Consider the following 25,727-nt stretch of genomic DNA (forward strand, 5'->3'; position numbering starts at 1 on the left):
AAGCGCTGCATCCACGGCACACGACACAGGGCCGTGGTGACCAACCTCGTCGAGGGAGCCAGGCCCGACCTCTACGAAGTGGTCACCCCTCACCTGACGACCCGACGAACTGGCGCTACGACCGATACCGCCCCAACGTCCGCAACCCCGGCAACTCCCGGTCCGCGAAGTCGAACAGCGCCAGGTTCTCCCACGCGTTGCCCGACGCCGGGTCGGTCGGGTCCCAGCCGTCGCCCTTGCGGTAGGTCCACACGCCCTCCCAGTAGCAGTAGCCGAGGCCCTTGCCGCCGGGGACGTCCGCCATCAGGTCGGCCACCGTGCGCAGCCAGGCCGCCTGGCCCGCCGGGGTCGCCGGATAGCCCTCGGTGAGCTGCGAGGCGTCGTACATGATGTCGTTCGTCGCGTCCTCGCTCTCCAGCGTGAACGGGTACGCGGTCTCGGCGATCAGCACCGGCTTGTCGTAACGCGCCGCGAGATCCGCCAGGTTGGCCGCCGCTGCCGCCGGGGCGCCGTGCCAGAAGGGGTAGTACGACTGGGCGATGATGTCGAAGTCGAGGCCGTAGGAGACGGCGTTGTCGTACCACCAGCGGGACGTGCCGTTGTCGCCGCCCGAGGCGATGTGGAGCATCGTGCGGATGCGGGGCGTGGTGTCGCGGGCCGCGGTGAGGCCGGCCTTGAGGAAGGTGGTCAGGTTGCCCCAACCGCCGCCGTCGTCACCCCAGTTCTTGCCGGTGGGCCACAGGACACCGCCGTTGATCTCGTTGCCGATCTGCACCAGGTCGGCCGGGGTGCCCTGGCGGCGCAGGGCGCCCAGGACGTCGGCCGTGTGGTCGTAGACCGCTCTGGTCAGGCCCGCCACGTCCAGGTCGGCCCAGGCCGCCGGCTTGGTCTGGTGGGACGGGTCGGCCCAGGTGTCGGAGTAGTGGAAGTCGACCCAGATGCCGATGCCGGCCCGCTTCAGCCGCTTGGCCAGCGGCAGGATGTGCCGCTTGTCGTTGTAGCCGTCGGCCGGGTTCACCCAGACCTTGAGGCGGGCGTGGGTGATGCCCGCGTCGGCGAGGATGCGGATCGGGTCGTCCCGGCGGCCGTCCGCCCGGCGGTACACGGCACCGAAGGCCTCGTCCTTCGGCAACGAGGAGATGTCCATGGCCCGGATCTCCAGGCGGCGCCGGTCGGCGGCGACCGCGGGTGCCGCGCCCAGCGCCGGTACCGCGAGCGCGGCGGCACCAGCCGCCGCGAGAACACTGCGTCTGCGCATCGCGAAATTTCCCTTCAGCAAGTGACCAAAGAATCAAGCAAGTGACCGAAGAAACAAGCAGGTTGAGCGGGGATCAGCGCGGGTCCCGGAAGACCTCCACCCCGCCCGCCGGCACCGCCGCCCGGCTCCCGTCCGGCAGCACCACCTTCACCTCGCTCCCGGTGTGGTTCACCGCGAAGCGGAAGGTCCCCGACTCGCCCTCCCGTACGACGAGTTCGACATCGCGCGGCAGACCGACCGGCGTGATCCCGGCGTCCGCGAGGGCGAGGTCGACGACGGCGGCCAGGTCGGCGCCGGCGAGACGTGTGGCCAAGTACCACGCCGATCCCGACCCCACCGCGTGCCGGGTCAGCGCCGCCCGTCCCGCCGTACGCCCGTCCGCGAAGACCGCGACCGTCTCGCAACCGTCGCCCGGCACCACGACCTCCGACCAGAGATCGGCCTCGTACAGCGCGCCGTCCGCACCCCGTACCGACACCGTCTCGCCCGGTAGCAGCGGGTCGAACTCCTCGACGGTCAGGCCGAGTACGTCCCGCAGCGCCCCCGGATACGCGCCCGGATGCAGCGTGTCGTTCTCGTCGACGATCCCGGAGAAGAAGGAGACCAGGAGCGTGCCGCCGCGCGACACGTACCGCTCCAGATTGGCGCCCACCCCTACCGGCGCCGCGTACAACTGCGGTACCACCAGCAGCGGATACCGCTCCGGGTCCAGGTCGGCCAAGCCGGTCGGCGGCAGGAAGTCCACCGTCAGGTGCCGGTCGTACAAGGTCTCGTAGAACGCGTCCAGCCGCTCGCGCGCGTCCAGATCCTGGCTCGGGCGCCACTCCAGGCTCTGCGCCCACCAGGAGTCCCAGGACCACACCATCGCCACATCGGCGCGCGTGCGCGTGCCCCGCAGGCCCGACAAGCTCAAGTCCGCTACACGGCGGCCGAGTTCGGTCACCTCGCGCCACCCCCGGTTGTCCGTCCCGGAGTGCGCCAGCATCGCGGTGTGGAACTTCTCCGCGCCGGACCGCGACTGCCGCCACTGGAAGAACATCGCGCCCTCGGAGCCCCGGGCCACGTGCCCGAGCGAGTTGCGGGCCATCTCACCGGGACGCTTCGCCGGGTTGTACGGCTGCCAGTTGACCCCGGACGTGGCGTGTTCCAGGAGGAGCCAGGGGGCGCCGCCCGCCACCGACCTCGTCAAGTCGGCGGCCAGCGCGAGATTTACGTGGGTGCGACGGCCGTCCGTCATCAGGTAGTGGTCGTTGGTGACGAGGTCGACCTCCTTCGCCCAGGCCCAGTAGTCGACGGTCTGCCCCTGGCTCGGCGCGACCATGAAGTTGGTGGTGACGGGCACGCCGGGGGAGAGCCGGTGCAGGATGTCCCGCTCGGCGACGAAGTTGGCGCGGGCCTGGGCGTCGGCGAAGCGGTGGTAGTCGAGCTGCTGGGTGGGGTTGCACACGGACGGGGTCGCGCGGGGCGGGGTGATCTCCTCCCAGTCGCCGTACTGCTGGCCCCAAAAGGCCGTTCCCCAGGCCTCGTTGAGCGCGTCGAGCGTGCCGTGGCGGTCCCGCAGCCAGCCCCGGAAGGCCGCCGCGCAGGTGTCGCAGTAGCAGGCGAGGACGGGTGCGCCGTACTCGTTGTGGACGTGCCACAGGACGACGGCGGGGTGGCTGCCGTAGCGCTCGGCGAGGGCCCGGGTGATGCCGGCCGCGGCCGCCCGGTAGTCGGGGTTGGAGTGGCAGATCGCGCCGCGTGAGCCGAAGGCGAGGCGGACGCCGTCGCGGGTCACGGGCAGGGCGTCGGGGTGGGCGCGGTAGAACCACGCCGGCGGGACCACGGTCGGTGTGCCGAGGTTCACGGAGATTCCGGCCGTGTGCAGCAGCTCGACGACCGTGTCCAGCCACTCCCAGTCGTACTCACCCGGCCGCGGCTCCAGCCTGGCCCAGGAGAAGACGCCGAGCGAGACCGCCGTGACACCGGCCTCCCGCATCAGCCGTACGTCCTCCTCCCAGACCTCCGGCGGCCACTGCTCGGGGTTGTAGTCACCTCCGAAAGCGAGCGGCAGACGGTCGTGCGGGGCGGGGGACGGCATGGGTTCACTCCCGGGTGATCGGCGAATGAGGCGGGTGAAACTCGGCTGTTTCTGTGATCGTGCACATGGATGGTTACAGCCGCCATCCGTCAGCAACAAGTAGGTAACCCCAGGCTTCATCCATTGACAAGGGTCCGAAACAATTCTCTACTGTGCACGGTCACAGAGCCGCTGACCGGCTCGCACTCAGTCAGGGGAGATGAAGATGTCGATCCACCGCCACCAGTTCAGCAGGCGCAGCATCCTTGCCGGGGCAGCAGCCGTCGGCCTGACGGGCACCCTCGCCGCCTGCGGCGGTTCCGACGACGACTCCGGCAAGAGCAGCGGGCCGGTCAAGCTGACCTACTGGGCCTGGGCGCCGAACATGGACAAGGTCGCCGCGATCTGGAACAAGAAGAACCCGGACATCACGGTCACCGTCTCCAAGCAGGCGGCCGGCAAGGACATCGTCTCCAAGCTGATCACCGCGAAGAAGGCGGGCAACGCCCCCGACCTGATCCAGGTCGAGTACCAGTCGCTGCCGACGCTGGTGTCGAACGACGTCCTCGCGGACATCTCGAAGTACGCGAAGTCCGCCAAGTCCCAGTTCGCCGAGGGGCTTTGGGGCATGGTCACGCTCGGCACCGACGCCGTGTACGCGATACCGCAGGACTCCGGGCCGCTGATGTTCTTCTACCGCGAGGACCTGTTCAAGCAGCACAAGCTGACCGTCCCGACCACCTGGGACGAGTTCGCCGCGACCGCCCGCGCCGCCAAGAAGGCCGTGCCGAACGCCTACTTGACGACGTTCTCGTCCAACGACCCTGGTCTGTTCGCCGGGTTGGCGCAGCAGGCCGGCGCCAAGTGGTGGACCGTGCAGAGCGGCGGCAAGTGGACCGTCGGCATCGACGACGCGGCCACCAAGAAGGTCACCGACTTCTGGGGCGGCCTGGTCGCGGAGGGCGCGATCGACAACCAGCCGATGTACACGCCGGCCTGGAACAACGCCCTGAACAAGGGCACCCACCTCGCCTGGGTCTCCGCCGTGTGGGCGCCCGGTGTGCTGGTCAGCTCCGCCCCCGACACCAAGGGCAAGTGGCGGATGGCACCGCTGCCGCAGTGGAGCGCGGGCGAGAGCGTCACCGGCAGTTGGGGCGGCTCCTCCACCGGCGTCTCCACCGACTCCAAGCACGCCGAGGCCGCGACCAAGTTCGCCAACTGGCTGAATACCGACCCGGAGGCCCTCGCGGCCCTGGTCAAGGAGGTCGGCATCTACCCGGCGGCGACCAAGGGCCAGTCCGGCTCGGTCCTCACCACCCCCGCGTTCTTCCCGAACCAGACCGACTTCTACGACACCGCCTCGAAGATCGCCGCCACCACGGCCGCCTCCGCCTGGGGCCCGAACGTCCAGGTCGCCTACGACACCTTCAGCGACGCGTTCGGCAAGGCCACCAAGGCCAAGAAGGCGGCCCAGTTCGACACCGCGCTCGCCACCATGCAGGCGTCGACCTTCGCCGACATGAAGAAGCAGGGCTTCAAGGTGACCGAGGCATGACCAGCACTCCGCTCAAGGGCTCCGACCGGCTGACGGCCGGGCCCTTGGCGGACGGCACCGCCACCTCCGTCCGCCCCCGCCTCCGTCGCCGTGGCCGCAGCGCGCCGTACTGGTTCCTCGTACCGGCCGTGCTCCTGTTCGCCGCCTTCACCGTCGTGCCCGTCGGGTACGCGGTGTGGCTCAGTCTCCACAAGGTCCAGGTCAAGGGCATCGGCCTCGGCAAGGGCGCCCGCCAGCAGGTGTGGAACGGCATCGGCAACTACACCGACGTCCTGAACGACTCCGAGTTCGGCCACAGCGTCCTGCGGGCCTTCGGCTACGGCCTGATCGTCATCCCCACGATGCTCGGTCTGGCGCTGGTCTTCGCGCTGATGCTGGACACCCCGCGGGCGCGCAGCGCCAAGTTCGCCCGGCTGGCGATCTTCCTGCCGTACGCCGTCCCCGGCATCATCGCCGCCCTGATGTGGGGCTTCCTGTACCTGCCGACGGTCAGCCCCTTCTACTACATCCTGCGCGAACTCGGCCTCCCGCAGCCCGACCTGTTCGACGGCGGCAACCTGTACCTCTCTTTCGCGAACATCGCGGTGTGGGGCGGCACCGGCTTCAACATGATCGTCATCTACACCGCGCTGCGCGCGATCCCGCAGGAGATCTACGAGGCCGCCCGCATCGACGGCGCCTCCGACCTGAAGATCGCCCTGCGGATCAAGATCCCGATCGTGCTGCCCTCGCTGGTGCTCACCTTCTTCTTCTCGGTGATCGCCACCCTCCAGGTCTTCACCGAGCCCATGGCGCTCCAGCCGCTGACCAACGGCCTCTCCAGCTCCTGGAGTCCGCTGATGTCCATCTACGACAGCGCCTTCCTCAGGTCCGACATCTACGGCGCCTCCGCCACCGCGGTGGTGCTGGCCCTGGCGACCTTCGTGGTCTCCTTCGCGCTGCTGCGCGTCTCCGACCGCTACACCCGGGAGGACCGGGCATGACCCCCCTCACCCTGACCGCCACCGACACCCGGCCGGGCCCCGCGAAGCCGAGGCGCACCGCCTGGGTGCCCACCCTGGTGCTGGTCCTCGGCTCGCTGTACTGCCTGATCCCCGTGGTCTGGGTGGTCATCGCGGCGAGCAAGGGCCGCGGCGAACTGTTCTCCACGTTCACCTTCGCCCCCGGCACCGGCTTCCTCGACAACCTGAAGGAACTCAGCTCCTACCGGGACGGCATCTACTGGCAGTGGATGGCCAACTCCCTCCTGTACGCGGGCGGCGGCGCCCTGCTCTCCGCCGCGGTCTCGGCCGCCGGCGGCTACGCGCTCGGCCGGTTCGCCTTCAGGGGACGGGAGTTCCTCTTCAAGCTGATGCTGGCCGGCGTCCTGGTCCCCAGCATCGTGCTGACCGTCCCGCAGTACCTGCTGCTGTCGAAGCTGGGCCTGGCCGACTCGTACTGGTCGATGCTGCTCCCGTCGATCCTCTCGCCCTACGGCGTCTACCTCGTCCGGATCTACGCGGCGGCCTCGGTCCCCGCCGAACTCCTCGAAGCGGCCCGCATGGACGGCGCGAGCGAGTGGCGGATCTTCTCCCGGATCGCGGTGCCGATGATGATGCCGGGCCTCATCACGGTGTTCCTGTTCCAGTTCGTCGCCATCTGGAACAACTTCCTGCTGCCGTACGTGATGCTCGCGGACGACAACAAGTTCCCGATCACACTGGGCCTTTACACCCTGCTCTCCCAGGGCGCCTCCCAACCGGCCCTCTACACGCTGGTCATCATGGGCTGCTTCCTGGCGATCCTGCCCCTGATCGCGCTGTTCCTGGTGATCCAGCGGTTCTGGTCCCTGGACCTGCTGAGCGGCTCGGTCAAGGCCTGAGGCACGTACGGAGCCCAACCTCCCCCCACCGCACCCGAACGGGCAGAACGAGGACCATGACCACCAGTCCGAACGGACGCCGCAAACCGCCCACCATCCACGACGTGGCCCGGGAGGCAGGGGTCTCCCGGGGCACCGTCTCCCGGTTCCTGAACGGCGGCCACTACGTCTCGCCCGCCGCCCGCAACGCGGTGGAGACGGCGATCAGGAAGACGGGCTACGTCGTCAACCGGCACGCCCGCTCCCTGAGCACCGGACGCTCGGACTCGGTGGCGTTCCTCCTCACCGAGCCGCAGGAGAAGTTCTTCGAGGACCCCAACTTCAATGTCCTGCTGCGGGGTTGCACCGAACACCTGGCCCGGCACGACATCCCCCTCCTGCTGATGCTGGCCTCCTCGCGCGACGAGCGCCGCCGCCTCACGCGGTACATCACCTCGGGCCACGTCGACGGCGTACTCCTGGTCTCCAACCACAGCGGAGACCCGGTCGCGGCCGAACTCCGGGACGCCGGGATCCCGTTGGTGGCCTGCGGCAAGCCGCTCGGCACCGCCTCCAAGTACAGCTATGTGGCCGCCGCCGACCGTGACGGCGCCCAGGAGATGGTCCGCCATCTCATCGCCCGCGGCCGCCGCCGCATCGCCATGGTCACCGGACCGCTCGACGCCCCCGGCGGCCCCGACCGTCTCGCCGGCTACCGAGACGTCCTCACCGAAGCAGGTCTGCCCCACGACCCCGCGCTCGTGGTCGAGGGCGACTACCGCCGCACCGGCGGTGAGGAGGCCGCCCGCCGCCTCCTGGCGCAGGCCCCCGACATCGACGCGGTGTTCGTCGCCTCCGACCTCATGGCCCTCGGAGTCGTCAACACCCTCCAGCAGTCCGGCCGTTCGGTCCCCGATGACATCGCTGTCGGAGGCTTCGACGACTCGGCGGCGGCCACCTCCATCACCCCGGCCCTCACCACCATGCGCCAGCCCTACGACCGCATCAGCGCCGAGATGGTCCGCATGCTGCTCGCCCAGATCGCCGGCGAGGACACGGCGGGCGTCATCCTGCCGACGGAACTGGTCGTCCGGGAGTCGGCATAACGGCCTTGTCTGTCAAACCAACCGGAACACGGGTCAACGGATGTGAAGGCAGCAGCCGTCCGGTTCGTGTCGAGTCGGTGGGGCTTTCCATCCGTATTCTCTGATCATGGCCGCACCCCTCGCATATGCACTGATCGCCACCGACCTGGACGGGACGCTGCTGCGCGGCGACGACACGCTCTCCGACCGGTCCCTCGCCGCGCTGCGGCGGGTGGCGGCGGCCGGTGCCCGGCATCTCGTCGTCACCGGCCGGCCCGCCCCGAGAGTGCGGCCGCTCCTCGACGACCTCGGCTCCAGGGGGCTCGCGGTGTGCGGACAGGGCGCGCAGTTGTACGACGCCGGCGCGGACCGTCTGCTCTGGTCGGTCACCCTGGACCGGGAGTTGGCGGAGACCGCGCTCGGCAAGATCGAGGCCGAGGTGGGCCAGGTGTACGCGGCTGTCGACCAGGACGGGGTGGACGGCCTCACCCTCATCGAGCCCGGCTACCTCATGCCGCACCCCACGCTCCCCGCCGTACGGGTCGAGCGGCGGGACGACCTGTGGGCCGAGCCGATCAGCAAGGTGCTGCTGCGTCATCCCGCCCTGGCGGACGACGAGTTGGCGTGCACGGCGCGTTCGGTGGTGGGTTCGCTGGCCTCGGTCACCATGTCGGGCCCCGGCACCGTCGAACTCCAGCCACTCGGCATCACCAAGGCGACCGGCCTCGCCCTCGCCGCCCGGCATCTGGGCCTGACCCCCGCCGACACCATCGCTTTCGGCGATATGCCGAACGACATCCCGATGTTCGACTGGGCGGCCCATGGCGTGGCGATGGCCAACGCCCATCCCGAACTCAAGGCGGTGGCCGACGAGGTGACGACGTCGAACGAGGACGACGGCATCGCCGTCGTCCTCGAAAGACTGCTGGTGGACGCCGGTTTCTAGTAGGCGCCGTACACGTTGTCGATGGAGCCGTACACCGCTGCCGCGTAGTTGCAGGCGGCGGTGATGTTCGCGACTGGGTCGTACGGGTCGAACGAGGTTCCCGCCACGTGGTAGGCGTTGAAGGTCGGGTCGATGACCTGGAGCAGGCCCTTCGACGGCGTACCGGCGGCGGCGTTGGAGTCCCAGTTGTTGATGGCCCACGGGTTGCCGGAGGACTCGCGGATCACGTTGCGGTAGATGCCGTTGTACGTGCCCGGAATCCCCTTCTGCGCCATGATCGCGAGGGACTCGCGGATCCAGCCGTCGAGGTTGTTGGGGTAGCCGGCGGCCGTGGTCGATGTGGTCGTGGCGGCCGAGGCGGTGGTCGCGCCGACGATCGGCAGGGCGAGGATCGCGGCACCGGTGCCGAGGACGGCGAGGTTGCGGACCAGGCGGGCGCGGCGGGACTGAGCGGTTGCAGGCATGACGAGGTTCCTCTCCGTCGCCTGCGAGGTGAGCTGTCGGGTTCGGGCTGGGAGGTGCCCGGCCGCGTCCTTGCGGACGTGGCTTAACCCCAAGCCGTCCCGGTCGTGCTGACCGGTCCGGCGACTTACCTGGTTCCCCCGCTCCTGCCGTGCGAGATGTTCGTGACTGGGATGTCGGGCGGCGGCAGGATTCGGCGTTCCGCTCGACAGGGCGGGAACGTATGCGAGAGCACATGTCCGGAACAAGTGGCGGAATCACACCTAACCCCTATTGACCTTGGTCTGAGGCGTATGGGGCACTTGATCCTTTGCGTGAGCCAAGGGTCAACTGTCAAACGCCACAAGGGGAAACGCGGACAGAGTGGGACACAGGTCATTCATAGAAATACGTGACCCAACTCACGGGAGGATTAAGAACGGCAAATCGGGCATTCGGCCTCAACTAGCAGTTCTCGGAATCCTTTTCTCCCACGTTCGGTGAAAGATCACCTCTCCGCCTTCGGTGCAGATGACCTCATTCGAGGTAATAAAGTCCGTTTCGTCGCACGTGATCTCCGACCGCGTGCGCACGGTCGTGTCCCAGGCCGACTCCGGCCGGTGCAGCCGGATCGACCAGTCCGAGCGGGTGCGCGCCGACAGCGGGTCCGACTCGTCGATCGTGTACGTCTCCAGCGCGTCCTCGGTGAACTCCAGCCCGTCGGGATACACACGCGTCCCGCCGTACCGGGGGTCCACCTCCAGCCGCCACTCGCCCTTCGCGACATCCCGCACGACCAGTCGCTCGGGGCGTGGCTCGTCGAGGGTGACCGGCTCGCTCACTCCGAGCGGCTCGGCCTCCTCGGGCTCCTCGAAGGAAATATGACCCGTCAATTCCCGCTCCCGCACCGGGAGTTCGAGCGCGCTGCCCTCCGGGTCCAGGGTGAAGCCGGCCGCCGACTCCGGCTGGGGCCAGATCCACGGCCAGTACGCCGAGGACACCGCGAGCCGGATGCGATGACCGGGCGGGACGGCGTACCCGATGCCGTTCAGCTCGAAGGCCACGTCCTCGGTGGCACCCGGCGTCCACGGCACCGCCCGGTCCCGGCCGTGCCGCGCCGACAGGTTCAGCACACCCCGGGTGACCAGGGTCGAGGAGCCGTCCGGGGCGACGTCGCACAGCCGGGCGATCACCTGCCCGCGCGGCACCGGGCAGGTCAGCCGCAGCCGCACCCTGGGCCGGCCCAGCACCCAGGTCTCGTCCGGCACCTCGAACTCGAAGCACGCCGACCGCGCGTCCTCGTCCCGCTGGTCCGGCGGCAGATCGGCGTCGTTCCCGAAGGGGAAGAACCGGCCCGCGTCCACACCGGTGTGCATGGGGGAGCGGACGATCACGGGCGCGCCGCGCAGACCGTACGTCGTCGTCTTCACATGCGGCGAGGGCCAGGACGGCTCGCCGACCCAGCGGCCCGGCAGGGTGTCGTAGACCGTGGCCGGGGGATGCGCGTCGCTGACGTAGGCGCGCAGGAGCGGGTCGGTGGTGACGCCGGTGTCCTCGCCCTTGAGCCAGTGGTCCCACCAGCGCAGGGTCTCCTGGAGGAAGCCGATCGCGGGTCCCGGCGGCAGGCCCCGGTCGGGGTACTGGTGGGACCAGGGTCCGATCAGGCCGCGCACCCGGTCGGGCGGGAGGTGCTCGACGAGCCGTAGGACGGTGTCCCGGTACGGGTCGTGCCAGCCGCCCACCGCGAGGACGGCCGCGCCGATCGCGCCGTAGTCCTCGCGGACGCTGCCGTGCTTCCAGTAGTCGTCCCGGATCTGGTGGGCCAGCCAGGTGTGGATGAACGGGTCGATCTGTTCCAGGCGTTCGAGCCACATGTCCCGCCAGACGAGGCCCGCGTACGCGGGGTCCGGCGGGCGCGCGACGAAGGCGAGCATGGTGGCCGCCCAGGCGTGCAGGTCGACGGCGAGGGCCGAACCTCCCATGTAGTGCACGTCGTTGTCGTAGCGGTCGTCGGTCGAGCAGACCGTGACGATCGCCTTCAACGGCTCCGGCGCGAGGGCCGCGATCTGGAGCGAGTTGAAACCACCCCAGGAGATACCGAACATGCCGACCTTGCCGGTGCACCAGGGTTGCGCGGCAAGCCAGTTGACGACCTCGACCCCGTCGGCCAGCTCGACGGCCGAGTACTCGTCCGTGGGCATGCCCTCGCTGTTGCCGTGCCCGCGCACGTCGACCCGGACGGAGGCGTAGCCGTGTCCCGCGTACCAGGGGTGGCGCTGGGCGTCGCGGGGCGCGGTCCAGTCGGTCAGGCGGTACGGGAGGTATTCGAGGAGGGCCGGCACGGGCTCGTCCGTCACCGGGCGCCACACGCGTGCGTAGAGGCGGGTTCCGTCCGGGAGGGGGATGCGGAGGTCCTCGTGGGTGCTTTCGTGGGGGAAGGTCGTACGGATGCGCATGAGGACCCCGCAGGTTCAGTGGACCGGGTGCATGGTGCGGCGCAGCCAGGGCGCGGCGGCCGTCACCGCGAGGCCGGCGGCCACCGCGATGGCGCCGTTGACGCCGAAGTAGGCCGGCTTGGAGACGTCGTCGTAGAACTTCACCGTCTGGGCCTGGATGCCGTTGGCGAGAGCGAGGGACAGGAACCAGAGGGACATGGTCTGGCTGGAGAAGGCGGCCGGGGCGAGCTTGGTGGTGGCCGACATGCCGGAGGTCTCCAGCAGGATGTCGCCGAGGCCGAGCAGGAAGTACGAACCGACGATCCACCAGGCGGACATCAGGTAGTCGTTGTTCGCGTGCCCGGAGGTCGGCAGGACCATCAGCAGGAACGACAGGCCGCCCAGGACGACCCCGATCGCGATCTTGTTGGAGGCGTGCGGCTGGCTACGGCCCATGCGGACCCAGAGGGCGGCGACCACGGGCGCGAGCCCGACCTCGAAGGCGCCGAGCGCGCTTGCGTACCAGCTCGCGGGGAAGTCGAAGCCCAGGATGGTCGTCTCGGCGTTCGAGGCGGCCAGCAGCATCATCGTCGAATAGGCCTGGAAGAGGATGAAGTTGAAGACCGTGGAGGCCAGGAACAGCACGATGTACGGGCGCAGCCTGCCGCGTTCCTCGGCGGTCACCCGGGGGCTCATGAACATCACCGCGAAGTACACGACCGGGGCGACGACCGAGACGACGGTGAGCAGGTCGACGAAGCGGCCCATGGTCAGCCGGCCCGCGAAGGCCAGCAGCGCGGCGAGCACGGCGGCGACCGCGATCCCCACCACGATCAGCCGGACCGCGCGGCGCAGCGCGTCCGGTGCGAGCGCGAACTCCGCGCTGCTCCCGCGCCCAGCCAGGTGACGGCGTCCGGCGACGTACTGGACCAGACCGAAGGTCATGCCGATCGCGGCGGCCGAGAAGCCCCAGTGCCAGCCCTTGTGGTCGCCGAGCCAGCCCGTGATCAGCGGGCCCGCGAAGGCGCCGATGTTGATGGCCATGTAGTACAGCGCGAAACCGGCGTCCCGGCGCTCGTCGTCGGTGCGGTAGAGCTTGCCGACCATGGTGGCCACGTTGGGCTTGAGCAGACCGGTGCCGGCGCTGATGAGACCCAGGCCGGCCCAGGTCGTCGTCGGCGTCGGGACGGCCATCGCGTAGTGCCCGCAGGCGATCAGGACCCCGCCCCACAGCACCGCGCGGAACGAGCCGAGGATGCGGTCGGCGAGCCAACCACCCGCGACCGAGACGAGATAGACCAGGGTTCCGTAGGCTGCGGATACGGACGCGGCCGTTCCGGACGACATGCCCATGCCGCCGTGCGCGATCGAATCCGCGAAGTAGAGGACGAGGATGGCCTGCATGCCCAGGAACGAGAAGCGCTCCCAGACCTCCAGGCCCGAGAGCGTGAGCAGACCCCTGGGCTGGCCGAAGAAGGCGTGGTCGTCCCCGGGTGGCGGCGGGCTGTCGGGCTCAGCTTCAAGCGCGGTGCGGGACACGGTCCACTGCTTCCACCTAAATCTATAGTTATCCGTTCATATCAGATGATCAAAAACATACCGGTCGTGATCCGATACCGCCCGCCCTGCACTGGGGTGGGTGGCACCTGTGATCGAAAGCCGACCGGATACGCTGACTTGAGTGATGGCAGCGACCTATCGACAATCCGTGTGACCGCCCAGGGACACCAGCAGACAGGAGACCCCTCGTGACCGTCGTCGGGCCGTTCGGGCTGAGCGTGCGGGACCAGGCTCTGGAAGCCGATGTCCAGGCCGGAATGACGGCCGTCGAGGAGGGTCTGCTCGAAGCCACCAAGAGCGAGGTCCCCTTCATCACGGAGGCCGCCCAGCACCTCGTGCGCGCGGGCGGGAAGCGGTTCCGGCCGCTCCTCGTGATGCTCGCCGCGCAGTTCGGCGATCCGTACGCGCCGGGTGTCGTGCCCTCGGCCGTCGTCGTCGAGCTGACCCACCTCGCCACGCTCTACCACGACGACGTGATGGACGAGGCGGCCGTGCGGCGCGGAGTGGAGAGCGCCAACACCCGCTGGGGCAACTCGGTAGCGGTCCTCACCGGCGACTTCCTCTTCGCGCGTGCCTCGCACACCCTGGCCGACCTCGGCCCCGAGGCGGTGCGGGTGCAGGCCGAGGCGTTCGAACGCCTGGTCACCGGCCAGATCCTGGAGACGGCCGGACCCTCCGACGGCCGCGACCCGGTCGAGCACTACCTCGACGTGCTGGCCGGCAAGACCGGTTCGCTCGTCGCGGTCGCCTGCCGCTTCGGCGCGATGATGTCCGGCTGCGACGACACGATCGTGGACGTCCTCACCCAGTACGGCGAGCGGCTCGGTGTCGCCTTCCAACTCGCCGACGACGTCCTGGACATCGCCTCCGACGGCCATGAGTCCGGCAAGACCCCGGGCACGGACCTGCGCGAGGGCATCCCCACCCTGCCGGTGCTCCGGCTCCGCGAGCGGGCCGACCGCCTCGGCCTCGCCGAGGACGTCGCCCTGTGCGAACTGCTCGACTCCGACCTCACGGACGACGCCCGCCTCGCCGAGGCCCTCTCCGGCCTCCGTTCCCACCCGGCCCTGGAGCAGGCCCGCCGGGACACCGTCCGGTACGCCGAGGACGCCCGCGCGGCCCTCGCCCCCCTCCCCGAGTGCGACGCGAAGGTCGCCCTCCTGGAGCTGTGCGACGCGGTGGTGCACCGGGCGGGCTGAGGCCGCTCAGTAGCCGCCGCCTCCCGTACTGGAGGTGGTGGCGGTCGTGGCCTTCGCCCCGGTGGGTGTCACCGCCCACCAGGTGCCGTCCACGCCCTGGCCGTGGGCTTCCTTGGGCCCGTGGTCCTCGGCGTACCGGTACAGGGGCCAGCCCGCCAGCGTGAGCTGCGAGGTCCCGCCGGAGCGCTTCACCGTGGAGACGAGGTTCTTGTCGATGCCCTTGACGGTCACGGAGCCCTTGACGGTCGCGGCCGGCCAGACTGCCGCGCAGGTGCCGTAGCAGGTGACCTTGGTCGGGTGGACCGAGTCCGCGTCGAAGCGGTAGAGGACGTACCCCTTGCCGTCGGTGACGACGGTGCCCACCTTGCCGACCTTGGCGGTCATGAGCGTCGTCGCCGTGGTGGCCGCGGCCGGTGTGCCGGCCGCGGACCCGTGCCCGCCGCCGCTTCCGCAGCCGGCGAGTGTGAGGGTCAGGATCGCGGCGCCCGTGGCCGCGTACCCGGTGAGGTGGTGGGTGGCGTGCATGGCGACCCCTTTGGTCGATGGTGGGCGGTGCCACCCATAGGTACGTATTCGGGCTGTTTGTTACTCGATGTGCCGCGCGGCGTCTTCCCCCTAGGGGTTTCGGGGAGGCACCGCAGCCGTGTGTCATACCGCAGGAGTACGCGGAGTTGCCTCCCGGGTCTGACGCTTATCCCCGGCGGATTTGGTCAGATGGAGAACACGGAAAACACCACTCCTCACCGATTCGGGTGAGAATGGCGGCTGAGAGTGGGACCAGTACAGGGGGCAGGCCGCCGCCGACGACGGAGGTAAGGCAGACATGGCACCGTACGAAACCGACGACAGCACGGACACCGGAGAGGCCGACGAGCTCCGGTCCGGGCGGCGCAGGGCGGCGCGGTACATCGTCCCGGTCACCGTGGTGGGGGTGGCGGCCGCGACGATCGGACTGGTCCCGGCGCTCGCCGACTCCGGCGACCCGAACCTGCCGAAGATCACCGCTCAGCAACTCCTCGACAAGGTCGCCAAGTCGGACGTGCAGCAGCTCTCCGGCACGGTGAAGATCAGCACGGACCTGGGCCTGCCCGACCTCGGCGGCCTGGAGAGCAGCGTGATGTCCGGCGCCACGAAGTCCGGCGACGGCTCCTCCGCCGACCCGACGGGCAAGCTCACCGAGCTGGCCACCGGCACCCACACCCTGCGCGTCGCGGCCGACGGCCCCGACAAGCAGAAGGTCTCCCTGCTGGAGAACGCGGCGGAGTACAGCCTCATCCACAACGGCAAGGACATCTGGGGCTACGACAGCCAGTCGAACGAGGTCTTCCACGGCACGGCCGCCGACGACACCTCGAAGAGCGACGAGACCAGGGCGACGCCCAAGGGCCTCACCGACGAGGCGCTGAAGTCGATCGACGACACCACCTCGGTCACGGTCGACGGCACCGAGCACGTCGCGGGTCGCGACGCCTACAAGCTGCTGATCAAGCCCAAGCAGTCCGGCACGACGGTGGGCGCGATCAGCATCGCGGTGGACTCGAAGACGGGCCTGCCGCTCAAGTTCACGCTCACCCCGGCGAGCGGCGGCGCGGCCGTCGTCGACGTCGGCTTCACCCAGCTCAGCCTGAGCAAGCCGGCCGCGTCGACCTTCGACTTCAAGACGCCCAAGGGCGCGAAGGTCACCACGGAGGACAGCGCCACGAAGGCGGCCCCGGACCACTCCGCCAAGTCCGACGAGGACCTCGGCAAGGGTCTCGACGACCTCACGGTCCTCGGCAAGGGCTGGAACTCCATCGCCACCTTCGACACCGGCGGCCAGGGCGTCCCGTCCGGCTCCTCGGCCGGCGGCGGCGACCTCGGCGGCTTCCTCGGTTCGCTCGGCGACCAGGTCAAGGGCGACTTCGGCTCGGGCACGGTCTTCTCGACCCGCCTGGTCAACGCCCTGGTCACCGACGACGGCAAGGTGTACGTCGGCGCGGTGAACAAGAGCGCGCTGGTGAAGGCGGCGAACGCGGCGAAGTAGCCAACTACCGTACGGAGCCCGGGAAGTAACCCGGGAGGTAAGCAACTACCGTACGGAGACAGGGAAATTGAGGGAGCCGATGGACGAACGGTCCGCCACGGAGCCGGAATCAACGCCGGTGGTGGACGCGGGTGACGGCATCATCGCCACCCGCGGTCTCACCAAGCGCTTCCGCGGCGGGCAGCTCGCCGTGGACGGTCTCGACCTGACCGTCCCGACGGGCAGCGTCTTCGGCTTCCTCGGCCCGAACGGCTCGGGCAAGACCACCACCATCCGCATGCTGATGGGCCTGATCGAACCCACCTCCGGCACGGCCCGCGTCCTGGGCCGCCCCATGCCGAGATCCGTCCGCACTGTCCTGCCGCACGTCGGCGCCCTGATCGAGGGCCCCGCCCTGTACGGCTTCCTCTCCGGCCGCGACAACCTCCTGCGCTACGACGCCGCCGACCCGACCGCCGACCCGCGCACCCGGCGCACCCGCGTCGCCGCTGCCCTCGACCGGGTGGGCCTGACGGCGGCCTCGGGCAAGAAGGCCAAGGCGTACTCCCTGGGCATGAAACAGCGGCTGGGCCTCGCCTCCGCCCTGCTCCAGCCCCGCAAACTGCTCGTCCTGGACGAGCCGACCAACGGCCTCGACCCCCAGGGCATGCGTGAAATCCGGTCCCTGATCCGGGAGTTGGCCTCGGAGAGCACGACCGTCTTCCTCTCCTCCCACCTCCTCGACGAGATCGAGCAGGTCTGCACCCACGCGGCCGTCATGGCCCAGGGCAGGCTGATCACCCAGGGCTCGGTGGCCGAGCTGGCGGCGGGCACCAGAGGCCGGCTCTTCGTGACGACACCTGACGCCGGGGACGCGGCACGGGTGCTGAAGGAACAGGGGCTGGCGGACGTGGTCGTAGCGGAGGATCGGGTGACGGCCGAGCCGCCCGAGCGTGAACTCGCCGAGGTGAACAAGGCGTTGGTGACCGCCGGGGTCCGCGTCCGCGGCTTCGGGGTCGAACGGGCTTCCCTGGAGGACGCGTTCGTGGCGCTCACGGGGGAGGGCTTCGATGTCGCAGGCTGAAGTCGCCGTACGGGCGCCCCAGTTCACATGGACCTTCGGGCTGCTGCGCAGCGAGCTGGTGACCACCTTCCGCCGCTGGCGCACGCTCGCGCTGCTCGGTGTGCTGGCCGCCGTGCCGATCCTGGTCGGTATCGCGGTCAAGCTGGAGACACAGGACGGGTCCTCGCCCGGGCGCGGGGACGGCGGCGGGGGACCGGCGTTCATCGCGCAGATCACCAACAACGGCCTGTTCCTGGTGTTCACGGCCCTGGCCGCGACCCTCCCCTTCTTCCTGCCCATGGCCATCGGAGTCGTCGCGGGCGACGCCATCGCGGGCGAGGCGAGCGGTGGCACCCTGCGTTACCTCCTGGTGGCCCCGGCCGGCCGCACCCGCCTGCTGCTCACCAAGTACGTGACGGTGATGACGTTCTGCCTGGTGGCGACCTTGGTGGTGGCGCTCTCGGCACTGACCGTCGGGGCATTGCTCTTCCCACTCGGCGACCTGACGACGATCTCCGGCACCCAGATCAGCTTCGCCGAGGGCCTCGGCCGGGCGTTGCTGATCGCGCTGGTGGTCGCCGCGTCCCTCATCGGCATCGCGGCCCTGGGCCTGTTCATCTCGACGATGACGAGCAGCGGCATCGCGGCGATGGCGACGACCGTGGGCCTGCTGATCACCGTCCAGATCCTCGACCAGATCCCCCAACTGCACGCGCTCCAGCCGTACTTCTTCTCCCACTACTGGCTGTCCTTCGCCGACCTCATGCGTGAACCGGTCTACTGGGACGACCTGGTGAAGAACCTCGGACTCCAGGCCCTGTACGCGGCGGTGTTCGGCTCGGCGGCGTGGGCGAGGTTCACGGCGAAGGACATCACGGCGTGAGCTGTTCGTAGGGGAACCGGGCCAGCGGGGCCTCCTGCGCGAAGAACGTCTTCGCGCGCGCGAGGGCATCGGTGTCCTTGAGCACGTCACCGGGCTTGCTGCCGTTGCCGAGCAGCACCCCGCCGAAGCGCATCCCCAGGTACGCGGCCGAGTTGGCGAGGGTACCGATCAGCGGGTCGGCGACCTCGAACTCCTCGTGCGCCAGCACGGTGACACCCCAGAGGGTCCGTCCCGCCATGGTCGCCTTGAACTCGACGTCCGGTGTGCGCAGCCAGCCCGACCAGTGGTCGAGGTATCGCTTGACCTGTGCGGACACCGAGTACCAGTACAACGGCGACACGATCACGATGTCCGTCGCCGCGAGCGTTGCGTCGAACAGGCGAGCGGTATTGCCGATCGTCGGACGCACGTGGTCGGTGTCGTGGCGGAGATCCTCGAAGTCGGGCAGTGGATGTGCCGCGAGGTCGATCCACTGCCGCTCCACGTCCGGGGGCAGTTGCTCGGCGGCCCGGCGGGCGAGCAGTTCGGTGTTGCCCTCGGCGCGGGCGCTGCCCAGCACGAAGAGGAAGCGGCGGGTCATGGGTCCCCCAGGGGTAGTGGGCGCGCGACGATTACATCTGCATGCATTATATGCGCACGCAATCACTTGTCCAAGGGGTGCTTGTTGGTTGACGGACTGCTGCTGTACGTCAGCGAGTGCGCCGGGCCGGTGTCCCCGTGAGCCGGGCCAGTGTCTCCGCCTCGCGGGGCGGCGCACCGCTGAGGTCGCCGACGCGCCAGGCCGGTACCCACGGCACGCGGTAGACGTCGATCACCGACTCGATGGCCTTGAGGTGAGGGGCGAGTTGTCGGGGCAGCCGCCCCGGTGCGTCCGCGACGAGGACGACCGCGTCGAGGTCGAGCCCCGCGGGCGCCTCGCCGCGCCGGAAGACCTCCAGGGCGCGGGAGACGGAGGCCAGCCCGGAGGCGTGGGTGCGGGCGACGAGCAGCACCGACGGCGGGTCCTGCGGCCCGGGCCAGTCGCGTCCGCAGTCCTGGCCGCCGTAGACAGCGGTGAGGGTGGTGACGCCGGCGCCGCCGTGGGTGGCGACCCAGGAGAAGCGGCGCGCGGTGGCGGGGTTGCCGGAGGGGCGCTCGGGCGCGTCGTCCACTGGTCCGCGGAGCCAGATCTCCGGCCCCTGCCGTCCACCCGTCTGCATGACCGCACTCCTCCTTCGTGGCCCGCCGAATCCGAGGGGCCCGCGAACTCCTGGGACGAGGCTGTGACGTCGCGGTGACCGGAGAACCGGAAGGAAACGGCGAGACTCAACAGTACGCGTACGAACGGATCTTGACGCTGGGGAGCGTGGGCCCGTCGGCGGGAAGGATTCCATGGGGGCACCATGGGATCCGTAGCCGCTTCCGACCGACTCCCCGACGCATGCGAGTGAGGGAACCGATGACTCGACTCAGCCGCGAGAAGAAGCGGGAACAGAAGCGAGCCGCACGCTCGGCACCCTTCGAGGTACGGGTACCCGTGGACGGCGCCGCGTCGATCGGTGGCGTACCGGTCACCGTGCCCCCCGGCGAGGAGATCCAACAGGCGGTCCTCAGCCACCTCCACCGCATCGCCACGGCCACCGGCAACTCCGTCCAGGCGACGATCCACGACGACCGCATCGGCTACGTCGTACCGCTCAGGATCGACCCGGACGGCTCGAGCCACTTCTCGGGGGAGCCGCGGGCGACGGGGGTGGGGGCGGTTCCGCCTGCGCCGGGAGTGGTTCCGTCGGTCCCGGCAGCGCCGGTCGCGCTTCCACCGGGGGCGGCCGGGGTCCCGTCGGTGCCGGGCCCGGCAGTGGGTTCGGGATCGGCACCTGGCTCGGCATCGGGGTCAGGATCGGACTCCGGGGCGGAGGGGGACCCCGAGGACCGTCGCCCGAGCGGTGATCCGGTGACGCATCGGCTGCGGGCGGTGGCGGAGGGGCCGGGGGGAGAGGTGGTACCGACGTTCCCGTTGCGGGCGGTGCCCGAGTCGGCGGGGGAGTCGGCACCGACGTTCCCCTTGCACGCGGTACCGGAGTCGGCGGCCCAGGGCGGTACGCCGCTTGGGTTGGTCCAGCCTCCGACGGGGGCGTTTGGGCCGCCGCCGGTTATGGGTGGGGTGGCGGGGGTGGGCGCGGATGCGGTGCCGGGGGAGGATGTTTCGCCGGGTGTGGGTGCGGATGCTCCGCGGGGCGGGGATGTTTCGCCGGGTGCGGGTGCCCCGCCGGTAGTGGACGCTCCGTGGGCCGCGGATGCCCCGCCGGTGTCGGACGCTCCGCAGGTTGCGGGAGCTCGGCCGGGCATGGGTGCTCCGCGGGGCGCGGGTGCGTTGCCGGTGTCGGACGCTCCGCCGGTTGCGGGCGCCCTACCAGGCCTGGCCGAACTGCCGGCCGCGGGCACTTCGCCCGGCGCGGGAGCCCCGCCGCGTTGGGATGGAGGGCCGGTGTCGGATGCTCCACCGCGTAGGGATGCCGTGCCGGGTGCGGATGCCCCGCCGGTTCTGGGTGCTCGGCCGGTTGTGGGCGCCCCGTCGGTCGCGAGCGGAGCGCCGGCCGTGGGCGCCTCGTCAGCCATGGACGCTTGGCCGGTCGCAGGCGCTTCGCCGACCCCGGATGTACCGCCGGGCGCGGGCGGGTCGCCGGACCGCGGACCGCTGCCGGTGATGGGTTCTCGGTCAGTCACGGGTGCGTCGTCGGGCGCAGATGTCCCGCCGGTGACGGAAGCTCCGCCGGTTGCGGGCGCACGGCCCGGCATGGGCGCTCCGCCGGCGGGCGCGTGGCCGGGCGCGGATGCGTCGCCAGGGGCGGGTGCCTCGCCGGTAGTGGATGCTCCGCGGGCTGTGGGTGCCCCGCCGGCCGCAGGTGCTCTACCGGGCAGGGCCGCGCCGCCGGTCGCGGGCGCTTCGCCAGCCGTAGACGCCTCGCGGGTCGCCGGCGCTGGGCCCCTCGCCGACGTCCCGCCCCCCATGGACGCGCGGCCCGCCGCAGTCGACCTGTCCGGAGCGGCGTATGTCCCCGAGCGTGTTCAGCGGCCCGCGCCCATCCCCATCCCCGATCTCGCGCTGACCGCGCCCGAGCCCGACCCCAAGCCGACGCCCGCGCGTGGGTTCGACGCTGTTGCCGAAGCCGTGCTCGGGGACGAACCGTTGGTGACCGACGGTGCCGGGGCCGCGTTTCTCGTGGAGCCGATGGGGCTGATCAACGAGGCCGTCAAGGCGGGGCGGATCGAGGAGGCGGCGGGGCTGGCGGAGCGGACCGTCGACGAGGCGGCGGGCCGGCTCGGGCCGGAGCACCCCGAGGTGCTGCGGCTGCGCGAACTCACCGCCTACATCGCCTACTTGGCCGGTGACCCGCTCCGTTCCTTCCACCTCTCCCTCGATCTCGCCCGCATCCGCCACCGTGCGCACGACGCGGAGGCCGCCTACGGCAACGTCCAGAGCGCCGCCACCGCCTGGCGCGCCGTACGCGACCCGGAGCAGGGCCTGGCACTCGGCCGCGACCTGATCGACCTGTGGACCGAACTCGCCACCGAGGACGGCCCCGCCGTCGACGACATAGAGCAACTGGAGTCCGCCCGCGCCCGCATGGGCCGCCTCACCGAACGCGCCCGCAAGCACACCGGCTGAGCCCGCCCGTCTACGCCACGCAGAACTCGTTCCCCTCGGGGTCCGCCATCACCACCCACGCTCCGGCGGGCTCCGACACCCGCCGCAGCACGCTCGCCCCCAACCCCGTCAGCCGCTCCACCTCGGCCTCCCGCCGCCCCTCACCGGGATGCAGATCGAGATGCAGACGGTTCTTCACCGACTTCGCCTCCGGCACGCGCTGGAACAGCAGCCGCCGCCCCAGCCCGGTGCCGCGCTCCTTGTCGTACGGATCGTCGGGATGCCGTACGGCCATCAGATCCCGGAAGGCCGGGCGGCCGTGAAAGCTGACGGTCGCCGCGGCGGGCAGCGCGCCGACCTCCAGCAACCGTTCGACGAGCGCGCTGTTGTCCTCGGCCTCGTAGTGGAGTGCGGCGGCCCAGAAGTCCGCCTGCGCGTGGGGATCCGCGCAGTCGACGACCAGTTTCCAGTGCACGGGGGTGGGGCCTGGGTCAGGGACGGCGGCGGGCTGTGCGGGCGTCTGCGTCATGGAAACCACTTATAGCGCCCGCCGGGGTGAGCGGGCGGGAACCGTGTGCTCAGGCCGAGGCGGCCTCGTCGTCTTCCCCTCCTTCGCCTTCTTCATCTTCCTCGTTGTCCTCGGCCTCTTTCGGCTTGTGCTCCTTGATGGTGGTGAGGATGTCGACGGCCGCCTCCAGCAGTTTCGACCACTCTTCGGTGGCTCCCAGGAGGGGTGGGTACGTCGTGCCCCGGCCCAGATCCTCCAGCGCGCGCAGGGTCTCCTTGGCGTCGTCCAACTGCCCTGCCAGCACTCGGCGGTGGTCGTCCTTCTGCTGGGCCGTGGAGGGCTTGCGCAGATTCGGCGTCCCCGCGGTCGGCGGGAGTGGCGTGGGGAAGACCGGGGCCGGTGCCAAGGGGGAGGCCGTCACTGTGCCCGTGACCGGCATTCGCTTCCTGGCGCGCGACTCGTCAGACGCGTACACGACGTCCCACGTGCTCAACGCCTTCTCTGCGCCGCCATCCCGCGCCACCCGGTCCGGGGCGGTGAGATCCACCATGACGTGTTGGTAGGGCTGGGGGCCGCCGGGCGGTAGGCCGAGCCGGGGACGGGCGCTAGTGTTGCTCGGCATCGTCGACGCCTCGAAACGCTGGGCCGCGTGCGCCAGCAACCATAGGCCCAGCGCGTTGCCTTCCTTGGCGAGCCCGCCGATGACGACGGACACGTCGGCGCGGAACGGCACCTTGCCCGCCTGCGGGTCCGAGGAGACGGCGGAACCGACATTACGAGTGAGGAGTTTGTCGGCGATCAGGGCGATGCCGCCTGCCACCGCGAGGGTGCAGCGGGCGTTCGTATCTCCCTGGAGAGCCGGTTCGACGAGGCTCGTGAAGTCTTCCGTGGGCACGGGGACCCAGTTGTCGGACAGTACGTCGGCGCTCAGCACACCCCCGTTGTTCCAGGCGTTGCGTGCCTGCGCGAGTGCCGAGCTCTTCTCTGCCCGCCACGCCATGTCGATAACGGGGCCGAGCAGCCCGGCGTACCCTTTGGTCGACATTCGGCGGTCGTTCTTAATGTCCTTGGCGCGGTTCTTCAGCTCCTCGTGGAGTGGCGGCCTCGTCAGCGTGTGTACGAGGTAGATCGCCCGCCACAGTGCCGTCCCAGGGATTGTGGCGTCCTCGAAGACCGCCGGTACCTCGCTCTCCCCCAGTCGTCCTGTGGCCAGTGCGTGCACACCCTGGAGCTGTTGCTCAAGGCCCCACTCGACCGCCCGGGTCTGAACGACGAGCTTGAGGGCGCGCGTGGCCACCTCCACGTTCTTCGCGGCCTCGTCCCACGGTTTGAACTCGACGTGCACGGAAGCGAGGATCGAGCGCAGGGCGTCGTCGAAGACATCTGCCGTGCGCAGCGCGCTGCGTTCGTGGGCCTCAATGCCCACGGCGATGTGCGCTGGGACGAGATAGGTCTGAGCGATCCGGACCGCGCGGTCCGAGACCTCGCCGCCGCCGTTCGCGGCGTCCGTGATCTCCTGCGTGAACGAGGTGTGCAGTGTCTTGCGGCTCTCCTCGCGGCCCAGCGCCAGGCGCTGTGTGAGGGGCTTGCTGGGTTCGCCCGCTGGCTGCCTGCGCTCGTGCAGCAGGGTCGCCGCCGCGAGTGTCGCGACGTTCTCGTTGGAGAACTCCGCGCCGACGAACACCTTCCACGCGCTCGCGAGCCGCGTGATGCCGTCGCGCGCGATCAGGGCCGTCACCGGCTCCGTGCCGTCCTCGAACTCGTAGATCACGGGGTGAACGATGAGTGCCCGGGTCACCCGCCTGGCCAGAATCGATTCGGCGTATGAGTTGCGGTGCAGGGTGACCGAGATGGTCTGTTCGATGTGGGCGCGGAGGTGATCCCGGTCGCGGTACCGGTAGTGCAGCAGCGCCAGTGGACGGTCGCCGTCGGCCTCGCCGATCACCTTCGGATCGTCCTCGTCCAGCTTTTCCTGGCTTGTCCGGGGCTGGATCCCCGGAAACAGCTCGCTCAGCCACACCCGGGAGTGGACGGAGCGCAGGGTGGCGCCGTCGACGTGTTCCTCCAGCAGGAGGCTCGCGCCGTCGTCCGCGGGCTTGCTCAGCTGCTGGGCGACCAGTGCGGGCACCGTACTGGCGCGTGCGACCGCGTGCCAGGCGTCGTCGGTGAGACCGGTCAGCCGGTTGGCGGTTCCCGCGTTCACCAGCTTTATGCGGTCGTCGACGTTGGAGGCGCCCGGCAGTTCGCGTGGGAAGTCGGAGACGACGACAGTCTCCTTGCCCCACTCCACTGTGACCGGACGGTTTGCGGGCTTGGACATGGACCCTCCGTGGTGGGTGATTGGTATGGAACACTGGAAACGCGGTCCTGGCCCGAGGTTTCGGGACCCAGGTCCGGCCCGGTGGGGCCCGGCGGTGTGCCGGGCCCCACCCTTTTTCGCCGCTACGCCGCATTGCTGCCGTTCCGCCGCCGCGTCGGCTGCTGTGCCGGCTCAGAGGGCGCGAGGGCCGTCGGCACCGGGCAGGGCGGAGCCGAACCAGTTCCACATGAAGCTGCGGCTCTCCCGCTTGGCGATGGACTGGAAGGCGGCGTACGCGATCATGTCGGCGGCCTGCAGCAGGTGGCTGTCGCGGGACGGCAGGAATAGTGGGTCCCCGATGACCCGGCGCCCCCGCTCCGGCAGGCGCTGATGGGCCCGGCGCAGGGCGGCCTCGGTGCCGTCGCCGTCCACGATCAGCAAGCCATAGTGGCCGGTCGTCGCGAGATCCGCGTTGATGTCCTGCAGCAGGGCCGCGTAGAGCGCGGGCCGGTCGCGGCCGTAGTCATCCGTCTCGCGGTACACCGTCCGTACCCGGGCGCCGGGAATCCGGGCGACCGTGTACAGCCCGCGCAGGATCACCTCGCGCGTGTGCTGACGGTGCAGTTCTGGGTCGCTGCTGCGTGAGCGGTGCACGAAACGGCCCCGGGCACCGGCCAGCTCCTGCGAATGCAGGGCAGCGCTCTGCGGGATCAACAGACGGGCGTCTGCGGCGAGTTCGGCACGGAAGGCGAGCCAGTGCCGCATTGCGTCGTTGCTGTGGATCATGTCGACGCCCAACGCACCGAACGCGGCGATGGACCGGGAGTCACCCGAATCGTCGATGTAGTAGAGCCGCAACGGGGCGGCGGAGTCTATCCCGGATGCGACACCAGACGCGCTGATCGCTATGGACGTAGGGGACGTGAAGGTCACGACTCGACCAACTCCGCATACAGACACATCCGG

General features: G+C 70.1%; 21 protein-coding genes and 1 riboswitch. Of the genes, 10 read left to right on the forward strand and 11 right to left on the reverse strand.

Features of this window, described 5'->3' with window-relative positions; all coding sequences use genetic code 11:
- Window positions 1-115: 115 nt before the first annotated feature.
- Both ABZT04_RS14035 and ABZT04_RS14040 read right to left on the reverse strand, forming a co-directional pair.
- On the reverse strand, window positions 116-1,258 hold the full coding sequence (locus tag ABZT04_RS14035) for a glycosyl hydrolase 53 family protein (protein WP_356056433.1): 1,143 nt from the start codon (window positions 1,256-1,258) through the stop codon (window positions 116-118).
- 73 nt (window positions 1,259-1,331) lie between these two features.
- Window positions 1,332-3,338 (reverse strand): beta-galactosidase, encoded by a 2,007-nt coding sequence (locus ABZT04_RS14040; RefSeq protein WP_356056434.1) that lies wholly within the window; start codon window positions 3,336-3,338, stop codon window positions 1,332-1,334.
- 199 nt (window positions 3,339-3,537) lie between these two features.
- Between ABZT04_RS14040 and ABZT04_RS14045 the strand changes: the two genes are divergently transcribed.
- From ABZT04_RS14045 to ABZT04_RS14065, 5 genes are all read left to right on the forward strand, one after another.
- Window positions 3,538-4,872 (forward strand): extracellular solute-binding protein, encoded by a 1,335-nt coding sequence (locus tag ABZT04_RS14045; RefSeq protein WP_356056435.1) that lies wholly within the window; start codon window positions 3,538-3,540, stop codon window positions 4,870-4,872.
- Window positions 4,869-5,855 (forward strand): sugar ABC transporter permease, encoded by a 987-nt coding sequence (locus tag ABZT04_RS14050; RefSeq protein WP_356056436.1) that lies wholly within the window; start codon window positions 4,869-4,871, stop codon window positions 5,853-5,855. The genes ABZT04_RS14045 and ABZT04_RS14050 overlap by 4 nt, the downstream gene beginning before the upstream one ends.
- Window positions 5,852-6,733 carry a carbohydrate ABC transporter permease gene (locus tag ABZT04_RS14055; protein ID WP_356056437.1) on the forward strand — a complete coding sequence of 294 codons (882 nt, stop codon included), beginning with the start codon at window positions 5,852-5,854 and terminating at the stop codon, window positions 6,731-6,733. Before ABZT04_RS14050 ends, ABZT04_RS14055 begins: the two co-directional genes overlap by 4 nt.
- 56 nt (window positions 6,734-6,789) lie before the next feature.
- The gene (locus ABZT04_RS14060) at window positions 6,790-7,818 is read left to right on the forward strand and encodes a LacI family DNA-binding transcriptional regulator (RefSeq protein WP_356056438.1); all 1,029 of its coding nucleotides are present in this window, start codon (window positions 6,790-6,792) and stop codon (window positions 7,816-7,818) included.
- Between the two features lie 106 nt (window positions 7,819-7,924).
- Entirely contained in the window at window positions 7,925-8,743 is an 819-nt protein-coding gene (locus ABZT04_RS14065) for an HAD family hydrolase (protein WP_356056439.1), read from the forward strand.
- On the opposite strand, the gene ABZT04_RS14070 is transcribed toward ABZT04_RS14065, so the two are convergent.
- From ABZT04_RS14070 to ABZT04_RS14080, 3 genes are all read right to left on the reverse strand, one after another.
- A complete protein-coding gene (locus tag ABZT04_RS14070; protein WP_356056440.1) occupies window positions 8,740-9,207 on the reverse strand; it encodes a transglycosylase SLT domain-containing protein in 468 nt (155 codons plus the stop codon). The genes ABZT04_RS14065 and ABZT04_RS14070 overlap by 4 nt on opposite strands.
- A gap of 3 nt (window positions 9,208-9,210) precedes the next feature.
- A riboswitch (cyclic di-AMP (ydaO/yuaA leader) is annotated at window positions 9,211-9,414 on the reverse strand.
- A gap of 231 nt (window positions 9,415-9,645) precedes the next feature.
- Window positions 9,646-11,640, reverse strand: a complete 1,995-nt coding sequence (locus ABZT04_RS14075) for a CocE/NonD family hydrolase (RefSeq protein WP_356056441.1) — start codon at window positions 11,638-11,640, stop codon at window positions 9,646-9,648.
- Window positions 11,641-11,655: 15 nt separating this feature from the next.
- The gene (locus ABZT04_RS14080) at window positions 11,656-13,158 is read right to left on the reverse strand and encodes a peptide MFS transporter (RefSeq protein ID WP_356056442.1); all 1,503 of its coding nucleotides are present in this window, start codon (window positions 13,156-13,158) and stop codon (window positions 11,656-11,658) included.
- A gap of 209 nt (window positions 13,159-13,367) precedes the next feature.
- Here ABZT04_RS14080 and ABZT04_RS14085 point away from each other — a divergent pair, with 209 nt between their 5' ends.
- A complete protein-coding gene (locus ABZT04_RS14085) occupies window positions 13,368-14,378 on the forward strand; it encodes a polyprenyl synthetase family protein (RefSeq protein ID WP_356056443.1) in 1,011 nt (336 codons plus the stop codon).
- Between the two features lie 6 nt (window positions 14,379-14,384).
- Here ABZT04_RS14085 and ABZT04_RS14090 read toward each other — a convergent pair whose 3' ends face one another.
- Window positions 14,385-14,903 (reverse strand): hypothetical protein, encoded by a 519-nt coding sequence (locus ABZT04_RS14090; RefSeq protein WP_356056444.1) that lies wholly within the window; start codon window positions 14,901-14,903, stop codon window positions 14,385-14,387.
- A gap of 298 nt (window positions 14,904-15,201) precedes the next feature.
- Between ABZT04_RS14090 and ABZT04_RS14095 the strand changes: the two genes are divergently transcribed.
- The 3 genes from ABZT04_RS14095 to ABZT04_RS14105 all read left to right on the forward strand — a co-directional run bounded on the left by ABZT04_RS14095 (window position 15,202) and on the right by ABZT04_RS14105 (window position 18,326).
- A complete protein-coding gene (locus tag ABZT04_RS14095; RefSeq protein ID WP_356056445.1) occupies window positions 15,202-16,401 on the forward strand; it encodes a sigma-E factor regulatory protein RseB domain-containing protein in 1,200 nt (399 codons plus the stop codon).
- Between the two features lie 79 nt (window positions 16,402-16,480).
- Entirely contained in the window at window positions 16,481-17,464 is a 984-nt protein-coding gene (locus ABZT04_RS14100; protein WP_356056446.1) for an ABC transporter ATP-binding protein, read from the forward strand.
- Complete coding sequence (locus ABZT04_RS14105) at window positions 17,451-18,326, forward strand: ABC transporter permease (RefSeq protein ID WP_356056447.1); 876 nt, start codon at window positions 17,451-17,453, stop codon at window positions 18,324-18,326. The genes ABZT04_RS14100 and ABZT04_RS14105 overlap by 14 nt, the downstream gene beginning before the upstream one ends.
- On the opposite strand, the gene ABZT04_RS14110 is transcribed toward ABZT04_RS14105, so the two are convergent.
- Together ABZT04_RS14110 and ABZT04_RS14115 are read right to left on the reverse strand one after the other, a co-directional pair.
- A complete protein-coding gene (locus ABZT04_RS14110) occupies window positions 18,316-18,906 on the reverse strand; it encodes an NAD(P)H-dependent oxidoreductase (RefSeq protein ID WP_356056448.1) in 591 nt (196 codons plus the stop codon). The genes ABZT04_RS14105 and ABZT04_RS14110 overlap by 11 nt on opposite strands.
- A 109-nt stretch (window positions 18,907-19,015) precedes the next feature.
- Window positions 19,016-19,525 (reverse strand): hypothetical protein, encoded by a 510-nt coding sequence (locus ABZT04_RS14115; protein ID WP_356056449.1) that lies wholly within the window; start codon window positions 19,523-19,525, stop codon window positions 19,016-19,018.
- Between the two features lie 1,790 nt (window positions 19,526-21,315).
- On the opposite strand from ABZT04_RS14115, the gene ABZT04_RS14120 reads away from it, so the two are divergent.
- Window positions 21,316-21,975 (forward strand): hypothetical protein, encoded by a 660-nt coding sequence (locus ABZT04_RS14120; protein WP_356056450.1) that lies wholly within the window; start codon window positions 21,316-21,318, stop codon window positions 21,973-21,975.
- A 10-nt stretch (window positions 21,976-21,985) separates the two neighbouring features.
- Here ABZT04_RS14120 and ABZT04_RS14125 read toward each other — a convergent pair whose 3' ends face one another.
- The 3 genes from ABZT04_RS14125 to ABZT04_RS14135 form a co-directional block, all read right to left on the reverse strand.
- On the reverse strand, window positions 21,986-22,483 hold the full coding sequence (locus tag ABZT04_RS14125; protein ID WP_356056451.1) for a VOC family protein: 498 nt from the start codon (window positions 22,481-22,483) through the stop codon (window positions 21,986-21,988).
- Window positions 22,484-22,532: 49 nt separating this feature from the next.
- A complete protein-coding gene (locus ABZT04_RS14130; protein WP_356056452.1) occupies window positions 22,533-24,782 on the reverse strand; it encodes a hypothetical protein in 2,250 nt (749 codons plus the stop codon).
- A gap of 171 nt (window positions 24,783-24,953) precedes the next feature.
- A complete protein-coding gene (locus ABZT04_RS14135) occupies window positions 24,954-25,694 on the reverse strand; it encodes a DUF3800 domain-containing protein (RefSeq protein ID WP_356056453.1) in 741 nt (246 codons plus the stop codon).
- Window positions 25,695-25,727 lie beyond the last annotated feature (33 nt).

The sequence above is a fragment of the Streptomyces sp. NPDC005492 genome (assembly GCF_040605995.1).
In the GTDB taxonomy this organism is placed as follows: Bacteria; Actinomycetota; Actinomycetes; order Streptomycetales; family Streptomycetaceae; genus Streptomyces.

Coding starts and splice junctions, on each gene's coding strand:
- ABZT04_RS14035 (WP_356056433.1), bottom strand. CDS start 1,258: ATGCGCAGACGCAGTGTTCTCGCGGCGGCTGGTGCCGCCGCGCTCGCG.
- ABZT04_RS14040 (WP_356056434.1), bottom strand. CDS start 3,338: ATGCCGTCCCCCGCCCCGCACGACCGTCTGCCGCTCGCTTTCGGAGGT.
- ABZT04_RS14045 (WP_356056435.1), top strand. CDS start 3,538: ATGAAGATGTCGATCCACCGCCACCAGTTCAGCAGGCGCAGCATCCTT.
- ABZT04_RS14050 (WP_356056436.1), top strand. CDS start 4,869: ATGACCAGCACTCCGCTCAAGGGCTCCGACCGGCTGACGGCCGGGCCC.
- ABZT04_RS14055 (WP_356056437.1), top strand. CDS start 5,852: ATGACCCCCCTCACCCTGACCGCCACCGACACCCGGCCGGGCCCCGCG.
- ABZT04_RS14060 (WP_356056438.1), top strand. CDS start 6,790: ATGACCACCAGTCCGAACGGACGCCGCAAACCGCCCACCATCCACGAC.
- ABZT04_RS14065 (WP_356056439.1), top strand. CDS start 7,925: ATGGCCGCACCCCTCGCATATGCACTGATCGCCACCGACCTGGACGGG.
- ABZT04_RS14070 (WP_356056440.1), bottom strand. CDS start 9,207: ATGCCTGCAACCGCTCAGTCCCGCCGCGCCCGCCTGGTCCGCAACCTC.
- ABZT04_RS14075 (WP_356056441.1), bottom strand. CDS start 11,640: ATGCGCATCCGTACGACCTTCCCCCACGAAAGCACCCACGAGGACCTC.
- ABZT04_RS14090 (WP_356056444.1), bottom strand. CDS start 14,903: ATGCACGCCACCCACCACCTCACCGGGTACGCGGCCACGGGCGCCGCG.
- ABZT04_RS14095 (WP_356056445.1), top strand. CDS start 15,202: ATGGCACCGTACGAAACCGACGACAGCACGGACACCGGAGAGGCCGAC.
- ABZT04_RS14100 (WP_356056446.1), top strand. CDS start 16,481: ATGGACGAACGGTCCGCCACGGAGCCGGAATCAACGCCGGTGGTGGAC.
- ABZT04_RS14105 (WP_356056447.1), top strand. CDS start 17,451: ATGTCGCAGGCTGAAGTCGCCGTACGGGCGCCCCAGTTCACATGGACC.
- ABZT04_RS14110 (WP_356056448.1), bottom strand. CDS start 18,906: ATGACCCGCCGCTTCCTCTTCGTGCTGGGCAGCGCCCGCGCCGAGGGC.
- ABZT04_RS14115 (WP_356056449.1), bottom strand. CDS start 19,525: ATGCAGACGGGTGGACGGCAGGGGCCGGAGATCTGGCTCCGCGGACCA.
- ABZT04_RS14120 (WP_356056450.1), top strand. CDS start 21,316: ATGGACGCGCGGCCCGCCGCAGTCGACCTGTCCGGAGCGGCGTATGTC.
- ABZT04_RS14125 (WP_356056451.1), bottom strand. CDS start 22,483: ATGACGCAGACGCCCGCACAGCCCGCCGCCGTCCCTGACCCAGGCCCC.
- ABZT04_RS14130 (WP_356056452.1), bottom strand. CDS start 24,782: ATGTCCAAGCCCGCAAACCGTCCGGTCACAGTGGAGTGGGGCAAGGAG.